Origin of the sequence: Variovorax humicola, assembly GCF_037889915.1 — a bacterium.
In the GTDB taxonomy this organism is placed as follows: domain Bacteria; phylum Pseudomonadota; class Gammaproteobacteria; order Burkholderiales; family Burkholderiaceae_C; genus Variovorax; species Variovorax humicola.
This window is the reverse complement of the sequence record NZ_JBBKZV010000030.1, coordinates 71,150-80,018: the sequence shown is the minus strand read 5'-3', so window position 1 is coordinate 80,018 and position 8,869 is coordinate 71,150. Positions and strand designations below refer to the sequence as shown.

Annotated in this window: 8 protein-coding genes and 3 tRNA genes; all 11 read right to left on the bottom strand. The window is 62.7% G+C overall.

Going from position 1 to position 8,869, the window contains the following annotated elements:
* Positions 1–343: 343 nt before the first annotated feature.
* Positions 344–907 (bottom strand): fatty acid desaturase, encoded by a 564-nt coding sequence (locus WKW80_RS30030; RefSeq protein ID WP_340367250.1) that lies wholly within the window; start codon positions 905–907, stop codon positions 344–346.
* Positions 904–1,371, bottom strand: coding sequence for a thioesterase family protein (locus WKW80_RS30025; protein ID WP_340367249.1), 468 nt, complete (start codon positions 1,369–1,371; stop codon positions 904–906). Before WKW80_RS30025 ends, WKW80_RS30030 begins: the two co-directional genes overlap by 4 nt.
* A gap of 21 nt (positions 1,372–1,392) precedes the next feature.
* Positions 1,393–2,010 carry a hypothetical protein gene (locus WKW80_RS30020; protein ID WP_340367248.1) on the bottom strand — a complete coding sequence of 206 codons (618 nt, stop codon included), beginning with the start codon at positions 2,008–2,010 and terminating at the stop codon, positions 1,393–1,395.
* Positions 2,011–2,134: 124 nt separating this feature from the next.
* Positions 2,135–2,716 carry a winged helix-turn-helix transcriptional regulator gene (locus WKW80_RS30015; protein ID WP_340367247.1) on the bottom strand — a complete coding sequence of 194 codons (582 nt, stop codon included), beginning with the start codon at positions 2,714–2,716 and terminating at the stop codon, positions 2,135–2,137.
* Between the two features lie 1,118 nt (positions 2,717–3,834).
* Positions 3,835–3,911, bottom strand: a tRNA-Asp gene (locus WKW80_RS30010).
* Positions 3,912–3,981: 70 nt separating this feature from the next.
* A tRNA-Glu gene (locus WKW80_RS30005) sits at positions 3,982–4,057 on the bottom strand.
* A gap of 35 nt (positions 4,058–4,092) precedes the next feature.
* Positions 4,093–4,168 (bottom strand) — tRNA-Ala (locus tag WKW80_RS30000).
* Between the two features lie 63 nt (positions 4,169–4,231).
* Positions 4,232–5,620, bottom strand: coding sequence for a glutamate--tRNA ligase (gene gltX, locus WKW80_RS29995; RefSeq protein WP_340367246.1), 1,389 nt, complete (start codon positions 5,618–5,620; stop codon positions 4,232–4,234).
* 7 nt (positions 5,621–5,627) lie between these two features.
* Entirely contained in the window at positions 5,628–6,845 is a 1,218-nt protein-coding gene (locus tag WKW80_RS29990; RefSeq protein WP_340367245.1) for an O-succinylhomoserine sulfhydrylase, read from the bottom strand.
* An 8-nt stretch (positions 6,846–6,853) separates the two neighbouring features.
* Entirely contained in the window at positions 6,854–8,371 is a 1,518-nt protein-coding gene (gene purF / locus WKW80_RS29985; RefSeq protein ID WP_340367244.1) for an amidophosphoribosyltransferase, read from the bottom strand.
* Between the two features lie 12 nt (positions 8,372–8,383).
* Positions 8,384–8,869 (bottom strand): CvpA family protein, encoded by a 486-nt coding sequence (locus WKW80_RS29980; protein ID WP_340367243.1) that lies wholly within the window; start codon positions 8,867–8,869, stop codon positions 8,384–8,386.

Below are 8,869 nucleotides of genomic sequence, written 5' to 3'. Positions count from 1 at the left end.
AGGAGGCCGCTGCACGCATCGCATTAACCCCCGTCACTGCATAATCCGCCCGTCCTGCCTGGAGCAGTTTGGGTGGCCACAGGTGGAGCAGTTTGACGTGGCCATCGGGGGGCCCGTACGAACGCTGCGAGGCAGTGGAAGAAGGAGAAGTTCACTGCGCTGCTACACCACGTGACGGTCGAACTACTGAGGGACGCATTCCTGGCGCTCAAGCGCCGTGCCGCCCCCGGGGTTGATGGCGTGACATGGGAGGACTACGAGGCGGGGATGGAGGGCACCCTCCAAGACCTGCATGCACGGGTTCATAGCGGCGGATATCGGGCGCTGCCCGTCAGGCGAAGGTTCATTCCCAAGCCTGGCACCGACAAGCAGCGCCCGCTCGATGCCGGTTTCGAGTGCACCACCCGGCCAATCCTCGGGCGGCGATGGCGTCCGTCTCGTTGAAGCTGAAGAATGATGGGCGAACATCCGGATCCTGCCGTGAATTGGGATGGATGTGGTGTGCGCCATGACGCCTCACCCAGGCGCTGTATGACGCACCGATCACAAAGGTCATGAAGAATCGGCCGACGAACCAACTCAACTTTCTGTCACGCGTGACGGCTCCGTGCCCGGCTTCATGGGCGATGGCCGAGGCCTGCACGCCGATGTAACCGGCAAGAGCGCCGATAGTCATTCGCGCAGCCCACGAATCGACAAGAACGAACGCGCTCCACACGCAGGTGGTGACGCCCAGCACCCACAGGCCCCGCAGCCAGTAGCCCAAGGCGTCGCCCCTGAACACTCCTGCGCTTCGCAGTTCACTCCGCAACTCGGTCATGAACGCGGCCGCTTCCATCGCAGACCATGCTCGCGCCGACGGCGACAAGACGCAGTCTTCCACCTGAACTGCCGTCATGCCATTCATGCCAGTCCCCGCTCGACCCGCAGTCGATCGAGGACTCGTTCCGGTGCGATGACGCCGTCACGTCCGCGGATGACGCCGACAGATGTGCCTTCGGCCACCACACGTTCTCCCACCAAGAACTGGTGGCTCATGTAGAAGCAACGATCATCCCAGTGGGTCAGCTGCATCACCGCCTCGAACTTCTGGAAGAGCCTCAGCGAACGCTTGTAGATCATCGTGTGCTCCGAGATGATCGGCGCCCATTTCTCCTTTCTCATGACCGATACGAGCCCGGTCCTCAGGAATAGATCGATTCGGGACAGGTCGGCCATCGTCAGATAGCGACCGTTGTTCATATGCAGATTGAGGTCAAGATCGTTGGGCAGCGTGATCAGGCGCAACCGGGTCTCGGCCACGCCGACGGGCAGGCGCTCGCGACGCAGCGACAGGAACCATACCCAGAGCATTCGAAGAATCAGGTTCATTGCGGTTTCGTGGAAATGGGGTTAGTCGATCCGCAGGCCCAGCCGCTGCATTTCGCGGAGGTCAGTCTCGGCGGGCGGGCGGTATCTCCGCCGCAACACATCGCCGCCGAGAACCAGGTTGAAATTCGAGGCCACGTAGCGGTGGTGCATATAGTGGTTGCGCGCCATCGACCTGAAGTACCAGCGTCTCAGCAACCAGGCCGTCGCGCGCGGAGCTTCGCGCACCGCCCTTGCATGCGGCATGTGCAGATACGGATGAATGAAATGACTGAACAGCGGTGGGAGCGCCAAGGCAACGCAACTGCCCAACGTTCCCCACAAGCCCAACGTGAAGGATGTGAGCGGGATGGCCGGCAGCAGTGGCGCGATGAAGACCAGCGCGCCACTGCCATGCAGGCGAACTGCATAGCCCGAGCGTTGAATGATCTGGCCGTGGTGCCCACGGTCCGCCAACTCGCGATCCAGCGCTTCCCGTTCCGACTCGGATTGGAACTGCGTGACGTGGTCCTGCTTGAACGTCCGGCGGTGGTGAACGACGTGGTGGGAATACCGGGTCCGGATCATGTAACGGCAGAGACGGGGGAAACGCTCCCAGCCTTTGACCGTCTTGTTCGGTGCGTCCGCAATACGCTGATGCATGACTTCGACTCCCTTTAAATACCTGTGGCCGACGCCTTGAGGCGTTCGTGGCAACGAAACTTGAAAACGTGATCTCAACCGGGCATGTTGGACCGGTCCCTCTGGAAGGTGCAGTGCTTTGCCGTCATGCCGCCTTGGAGGCCTTCGATCTGGCCTTCAGTTTTTCGGCTGCCGGCTTGCTCACCGGGGGGATCGGTCTGGCCTCGCTCACCCGCTGCGCTTCATAGGCACGCACGAGTGCGGCGATGGCAGGATGGCTTGCACCGGGGCCTGGCGTCCAGTCGAGATCCTTGACCGCCAGCGGACTGCCGCTCGCGTCACGGATTTGCAGCCGCCGTACTTCTTTGCCGTTGCTGCGCTCAATCACTTTGATGGGCACGGTCTCGGGGCTGTGCAGCCACCGGTCCCCCCATTGCATCAAGGCGATCAAGGCAGGCACCAAGTCTTCGCCCATCGGGCTCAAGCTGTAGCCCAAGCGGCGGCCCTCGATCTTGAGCGGAGTCTGTACGAGAACCCCCGCCTCAACCAGCTTTGCGAGGCGCTGCGTCAGCACATTGCGGGCGATTCCAAGATGTGCCGCAAAGTCGTCGAAACGCCGGGTACCAAAGAGGACCTCTCGAATGAGCAACAGTGCCCAACGGTCACCCAGCAGATCGAGCGAACGGGCGATCGAACACATGGGCTCATTGAGATTCGTACTTGGCATGGGTAGCGTTCAGCGAAAGAGGAACACTGATCGTAAAGACAAAAGTCCTAATTAGCAACTTAATAAGTTTTTATTAAGGACTTATGTGGGGCTGCCATGCTCGCATGTCGTTCCGCGCGTGGACACCTGTTCGCTGCTCGGCCGCTTACGTTCTCGCAAGCCTTGGTCGTTCGAGGTCAGGAAGCCTCCAGCAACGTGAGGATTGCCGGCCGGTGAGGTGTGAGCAGGACGGCGACTTGCGCGGGCCCGGGCAGCAGAAGCGTGACGAGCGCATCAAGGCTTGGTGGATCCCTATCCAACTGTCTTTGCGTCTCCCGGCATCGCCGGGCCGCGCTGTCGTGCGTAGCATCGAGCTGCCATGCGGCTCGCCCCTGCCGGGCTTCCATCGTTCCCTCCCTACGGTCGGCTGACGCCTGCGCGCTCCGTTTGCCCTACGAGGGATCGGCTTTTCAGCCCATCCCCGACGCACTGCGTTTGCGCCCAGCAATGTCGCCAACAGGCTTTGCCTGATCGGCCTGTGCCATGTGCCGATGATGCGCTGCGCGCTCTGGTTCCCTCCATCTAGGCGTGCCTGCGGCACGCAGGGCGCTCGCCGCGCGGCGTTGGTTTCAGTGCATTCCCTGGCCCGTCGGCCGCTGATCGTCTTTCCCCAAGTCCATCGCTTTCTCCCGCGACCGTAGCCCGCGGTGCCTGGCCGTCAAGGCGCGGAGGTCCCAGTCCTCGCCTTCGGCCTCGCGGGCCCGGTCCTTCGCGGGCGATGAACTCGGGAAAGACGGCGGCGAACAGGGACCGGCCCAGGTCTCTGCGCCCAACCAACGAAAGTCGCAACGGGCTCCGAATCTGGGAATCCGGTGGCGGCTTCAAGGGACTTCCTGGAACTGCCATTCAAGCATTTCAGCCTGCAGGACTGCCGGCCGAAAGGTGTGAGCGAAAAGTTGGACCGCGGCGATACCGACACAAAGAGCGCGACTTTGCATGTCAGCGATGCCGTGATCGCGCGGCATCACGACCGTCGGAAAACAAAAAAGGCCACCCCGCAGCGGGGTAGCCTCTTATTCCAAAAACACTGGATTCTTATTCCAATGCTATGAGTTTGATAGCAACAAACTCAATAAAACTGGCGGAGTGGACGGGACTCGAACCCGCGACCCCCGGCGTGACAGGCCGGTATTCTAACCAACTGAACTACCACTCCTGGTAGACAACGTTCACTCTGAAGACAGAGTCAAGTGCTGCAACTTGTGCCTCGCTGACCGAAGTCAATTTGGCGACCCTACGGGGATTCGAACCCCGGTAGCCACCGTGAAAGGGTGGTGTCCTAGGCCTCTAGACGATAGGGTCAAAACCTTGGAACATCTTCCGACTCGACTTTTGAATGGTGGAGGTAAACGGGATCGAACCGATGACCTCTTGCATGCCATGCAAGCGCTCTCCCAGCTGAGCTATACCCCCAATATCCGTTCGTTGCGTTGAGCCCTGCTCATACGTGTCGAGCCTCGAATTATAGCCCGAAAATTAGGCCTTTCTCAATCTCACCAAAATAGTTTCGCGAGAAAACAGTGCGAGCACCGCGTCCAGCGACGGCGTCTGTGGCGTTCCGAGAACCAGCACGCGAACCGGCATGGCGAGCGCCGGCATTTTGAGGCCCTGCGCCGCCAGCACTTCCTTGATGGCTGCCGCGATGGTCGGCTTGTCCCAGGCGATGTCCGCCAACTTGTCCGCGAGTGCCGCGACCGCGGGCTTGACCGCTTCGGTCAGGTGTTGCGCGCGATCGGCCTCGCTGGCAGTCACATCGGCGTAGAAACCCGCAGCCCAGTTGGCGAGCGCGACTGTTGTGTCGCAACGGTCCTTGAACAGCGCGCAGATGTCGGGAAGGCGGCCATCGGCAGTGATGCCCCGCTTCTTCAGCTGTGCGCTCACGAGTTCGGCCAGCGCCGCGTTGTCCGTCTGCTTGATGTAGTGCGCATTGACCCAGCTCAGCTTGGCCACATCCCATTGCGCAGGGCTCTTGGATAGGTGCGAACCGTCGAACCATTGCACGAGTTGCTCGCGCGAAAACAGCTCATCGTCGCCATGGCTCCAGCCGAGGCGTGCGAGGTAGTTCAACATGGCTTCCGGCAGGAAGCCGTTCTCTTCGTAAGCGGTCACGCTCACGGCGCCTCGGCGCTTCGAGAGCTTCTGTCCATCGTCGCCAAGAATTACGGGCACATGGCCGAACTCCGGCAGCGGTGCGCCGAGCGCGTTGAAGATGTTGATCTGCCACGGTGTGTTGTTGATGTGCTCGTCGCCGCGGAATACATGGCTGATCGCCATGTCCGAGTCGTCGACCACCACGGCGAAGTTATAGGTTGGCACACCGTCCGGCCGCTGGATGATGAGGTCGTCGATCTCGCGGTTGTTGATGGTGATCGGGCCTTTGACCAGGTCGTTCCAGGTCACGTCGCCTTCGATGGGGTTGCAGAAGCGCACCACCGGCGGCACGCCTTGCGGCACGGGCGGCAATACCTTGCCGGGCTCAGGGCGCCAGCGTCTGTCGTACAGCGTCTTCTCGCCGCGCGCGCGTTGCGCCTCGCGCATGGCTTCGAGTTCTTCAGGCGTGCAATAGCAGTGGTAGGCCGTGCCGGCCGCGAGCATTTGCGCGATCACTTCCTGGTAGCGCGCCAGGCGCTGCATCTGGTAGATCGGGCCTTCGTCATAGTCGAGGCCGAGCCAGTGCATGGAGGCGAGGATCTGGTCGGTCGATTCCTGCGTCGAGCGGGCCACGTCGGTGTCCTCGATGCGCAGCACGAATTCGCCGCCATGGTGGCGCGCGTATGCCCATGAATAGAGCGCGGTGCGGGCGGTGCCGAGATGCAGGAAGCCGGTGGGAGAAGGCGCGATGCGGGTTCTGATTTTTCGGGTCATGTGTGAGTCAACTTGCGAGCGTGCCGAAGCCACGCAGCAGGTCGGCCTGGATGTCTTCGATGTGGTCGAGGCCGGCCGCGATGCGGATCAGGCCCTGGCCGATGCCGGCCGCCTGGCGTTGCGGCTCGGAGAGGCGGCCATGCGATGTGGTCGCCGGATGGGTGATGGTGGTCTTGGTGTCGCCGAGATTGGCGGTGATGCTCAGGACGCGCGTGCTGTCGATTACATGGAATGCATTCGCGCGCGCTTCGTCAGGCGTGTCGCCGAGCACGTCGAACGAAACGACGGCACCGCCCTGCCCCGATTGCTGCTGCATGGCCAGCGCATGCTGCGGATGCGACGCGAGGCCGGGGTAGTAGACGCGTTCGACCGCGGGTTGCGTCTCCAGCCATTTCGCCAACGCCAGCGCGTTGTCGCAATGCGCCTTCATGCGCAGGCCCAGTGTTTCAAGGCCCTTCAGCACAACCCATGCGTTGAATGGCGACAGCGCCATGCCGGCGGTGCGCACCACCGGGCCGAACACCTCATTGACAAGCTTCGCGCTTGTGCAAATGGCGCCGGCCAGCACGCGGCCCTGCCCGTCGAGGTATTTGGTGCCGGAATGCAGCACGAGATCAGCACCGAACTCGACAGGCCGCTGCAATGCCGGCGAACAAAAACAGTTGTCGACCGCAAGCAGCGCGCCGACGCCGTGCGCAATGTCGGCCAGCGCGCGGATGTCGCACACCTCGGTCAGCGGATTGGTCGGCGTCTCGGCAAACAGCAGGCGGGTGTTGGGCCGCACGGCGGCACGCCATTCGGCCACGTCGGATTGCGAGACGAACGTCGTCTCGACGCCGAACTTCGCGAACTCGCGGCCCAGGAGATTGAAGGTCGAGCCGAACAAAGAACGCGAACTCACCACATGGTCGCCGGCCTTGAGCAAGCCCATGCACATCATGAGGATTGCGCCCATGCCGCTCGATGCGCCAATGGCCGCCTCGGTGCCTTCGAGCGCGGCAAGGCGGCGCTCGAAGCTGGTCACGGTCGGGTTGGAAGTGCGCGTGTAGGTGAAGCCTTCCTCCGTACCCGCGAAGCGCCGCGCCGAGGTTACGGCGTCCGGCTGCACGAAGCTGCTCGTGAGAAACAGGGCCTCGGAGTTCTCGCCGTACTGGCTCGGTTCCAGCGCCGTGCGCACCGCCAACGTGTCGCGGTGCAAGCCCGCGGGCAATGATCGATCTGTCACGGGGTCTTTCAGTTGAGATTCGGCAGCGCCAGGCGCGAGGCGTCTTCCTCGGTCTCTTCGATGCGCGGGCGGTTGTCGTTCATGCGGTTGATCGCGTCGGTGTCGATGTCGCCGGTTACGTAGACGCCGTCGAAGCATGAGGCTTCGAAGCCCGCGAACTTCGACGAGCCCGCAGCGGCGGGCGCGGCCTTCATCACGGCGCGCTTCATTGCGTCGACGTCCTGGTAGATCAGCGCGTCGCAACCGATGAGCGCGCGGATCTCCTCGACCGTGCGGTCGTGCGCCACCAGTTCGCCCTTGGTCGGCATGTCGATGCCGTACACGTTGGGATAGCGCACCGGCGGTGCGGCACTGGCCAGATAGACCTTGCGTGCGCCGGCATCGCGGGCCATCTGCACGATCTCGCGGCTGGTGGTGCCGCGCACGATGGAGTCATCGACCAGCAGCACGTTGCGGCCCTTGAATTCGCTCGCGATGGCATTGAGTTTCTGGCGCACCGATTTCTTGCGCTCGCCCTGCCCCGGCATGATGAAGGTGCGGCCGACGTAGCGGTTCTTGACAAAGCCTTCGCGGTACGGAATGCCGAGCAGGTGCGCGAGTTGCGTCGCGCTCGGACGGCTCGATTCCGGGATCGGGATGATCACGTCGATGTCGCTCGGGGGAACTGTCGAGACGACGCGCTTGGCCAACGTCTCGCCGAGGTTCAGGCGCGCCTGGTAGACCGAGATGCCATCCAGCGTCGAGTCAGGCCGTGCAAGGTAAACGAATTCGAAGATGCACGGGTTGAGCGTCGCCGCCTCGGCGCACTGGTGTGAATGCACCTGCCCCTGCAAGTCGACGAACACCGCTTCGCCAGGCGCAATATCGCGCTCGAACTTGAAGCCGAGGCCTTCGAGCGCGACGGATTCGCTGGCGACCATCACCGTGCCTTCGGCGTTGCGGCCAAGGCACAACGGGCGAATCCCGTAAGGATCGCGGAAAGCGAGCAAGCCGTGGCCGGAGATCAACGACACCACGGCGTATGAGCCGCGGAGCCGCTTGTTCATGCTCTTGACCGCAGTGAACACTTCAGCGGTGCGCAGCGGAACGCCGCGGGTGGCACGCTCCAGTTCGTTTGCCAGCACGTTGAGCAGCACTTCGGAGTCGCTCTCGGTGTTGGTGTGGCGATGGTCGGTGGAGAACAACTCGGCACGCAGCGCATGTGCGTTGGTGAGATTGCCGTTGTGCACCAGCACGATGCCGAACGGTGCATTCACGTAGAAAGGCTGCGCCTCTTCCTCGCTGTAGGCATTGCCCGCAGTCGGATAGCGCACCTGGCCCAGGCCCACGTTGCCGGGCAACGCACGCATGTTGCGGGTGCGAAAGACGTCCTTCACCATGCCCTTGGCCTTGTGCATGAAGAACTTGCGTTCGAGCAAGGTCACGATGCCGGCAGCGTCCTGTCCGCGATGCTGCAACAGCAGTAGCGCGTCGTAGAGCAACTGATTGACGGGGGCGTTGCTGGCAACGCCGACGATTCCACACATGAAGCGATCCTCTCAGGGCAAATAGCTTGCCAATTTCTCTGGCAATGCAGGCTTGATCGCCTGCAAGGCCGTATCCAGAACAGTGGCACTGCGCGACTCGCGCCACCACGCACCGTCGCTCAGCGCAAAAAGGTGGATCCCAGTGGCCACCGCGAGCAGCGCGACGGCGCCACGCACAAGACCAAAAGCGGCACCCAGGGTGCGATCCACAGGCCGCAGACCCGCTGCCACAACCATCTTGCGCACCAACGCGGTAATCAATCCGGCCGCAAAGGCCACCGCCACGAACACGAGCACGAAAGCCGCGGCATAGCGCCAGGCGGCATCGGGCGAACCGCCCGGCAGCCAGGCCGCGACAGGATCGGCGAACCACTGCGCGCAGATGAAAGCCACGACCCAACCCGCCACCGACATCAACTCGAACACCAGGCCGCGCACCGTGCCGACCAACACAGACAGCAACAGCAGCGCGACGACTACCCAATCCAGCAACGCCAC

Excerpts from the sequence above, each read along its gene's own strand:
- WKW80_RS30030 (WP_340367250.1), bottom strand. The coding sequence starts at position 907 with ATGAATGGCATGACGGCAGTTCAGGTGGAAGACTGCGTCTTGTCGCCG.
- WKW80_RS30025 (WP_340367249.1), bottom strand. The coding sequence starts at position 1,371 with ATGAACCTGATTCTTCGAATGCTCTGGGTATGGTTCCTGTCGCTGCGT.
- WKW80_RS30020 (WP_340367248.1), bottom strand. The coding sequence starts at position 2,010 with ATGCATCAGCGTATTGCGGACGCACCGAACAAGACGGTCAAAGGCTGG.
- WKW80_RS30015 (WP_340367247.1), bottom strand. The coding sequence starts at position 2,716 with ATGCCAAGTACGAATCTCAATGAGCCCATGTGTTCGATCGCCCGTTCG.
- gltX (WP_340367246.1), bottom strand. The coding sequence starts at position 5,620 with ATGACCCGAAAAATCAGAACCCGCATCGCGCCTTCTCCCACCGGCTTC.
- purF (WP_340367244.1), bottom strand. The coding sequence starts at position 8,371 with ATGTGTGGAATCGTCGGCGTTGCCAGCAACGCCCCCGTCAATCAGTTG.